General features: G+C 36.6%; 2 protein-coding genes. One reads left to right on the top strand and one right to left on the bottom strand.

The features are described from left to right. Nucleotides 1–167: 167 nt before the first annotated feature. On the bottom strand, nt 168–470 hold the full coding sequence (locus AC1MDJ_RS08290) for a hypothetical protein (protein WP_479690441.1): 303 nt from the start codon (nt 468–470) through the stop codon (nt 168–170). Between the two features lie 44 nt (nt 471–514). Between AC1MDJ_RS08290 and AC1MDJ_RS08285 the strand changes: the two genes are divergently transcribed. Continuing rightward, on the top strand, nt 515–667 hold the full coding sequence (locus AC1MDJ_RS08285; RefSeq protein WP_479690440.1) for a hypothetical protein: 153 nt from the start codon (nt 515–517) through the stop codon (nt 665–667). Nucleotides 668–686: the final 19 nt, after the last annotated feature.

Below are 686 nucleotides of genomic sequence, written 5' to 3'. Positions count from 1 at the left end.
AACTAGACCTAGCTACTACACTGCCAAGCTATATCAGCATAAATATCAATGTAACAGAGAACGAAAGACATTATAGCTATAAACAGAATGAATAATCTGCATATAAAACGCTAGGCAAGATGCAGAATGCCTTGCGATTATCTACAGGCAACAGACAGAGGAAGTGGCTAAATATGTTGCTTATCAGCTGTCTTTGCCATTCTATCACCGAAAACTGCCGTTGAATTGACAAGTGCCTTCATACCCTTGACTGCACTATAAATTGTAGCACCTCCGATAAGTGATAACGGCGGGATAAAATTGACAAGTCCCTTTTTTACCATTCCTAAATTATTTCCAACAGACATCATCTGCCTGCCGAGCGAGGCAAACCCCGAATTATTAGCCGATAAAGACTTATATATGTTTTTCATAGGAGCAGAAACCTTATCAATAATACTCATTATCGTGCTTATTTCAAACTGTGCCATAAAAACTCCTTGACTTTTATCAAAAATAACCTTAATATTGAGGCATGGACGTAATAAAAATACTTGATGTTGCAGTAAAAATAACTATTGCACTAATTACTATTGTGGAAACAATAGGCATACTTTTCTTTGGATACCTAAAGATAGCCTTTATCTTGCTTTTCTTGGGGGTTCACCTGCCTCTGCCTTTTTTATGACTTATAAATCATTTTGGCT

This window comes from Candidatus Termitispirillum reticulitermitis, from assembly GCF_054655775.1.
This window is presented reverse-complemented; position numbering and strand designations above follow the sequence as displayed.

Excerpts from the sequence above, each read along its gene's own strand:
- AC1MDJ_RS08285 (WP_479690440.1), top strand. The coding sequence starts at position 515 with ATGGACGTAATAAAAATACTTGATGTTGCAGTAAAAATAACTATTGCA.
- AC1MDJ_RS08290 (WP_479690441.1), bottom strand. The coding sequence starts at position 470 with ATGGCACAGTTTGAAATAAGCACGATAATGAGTATTATTGATAAGGTT.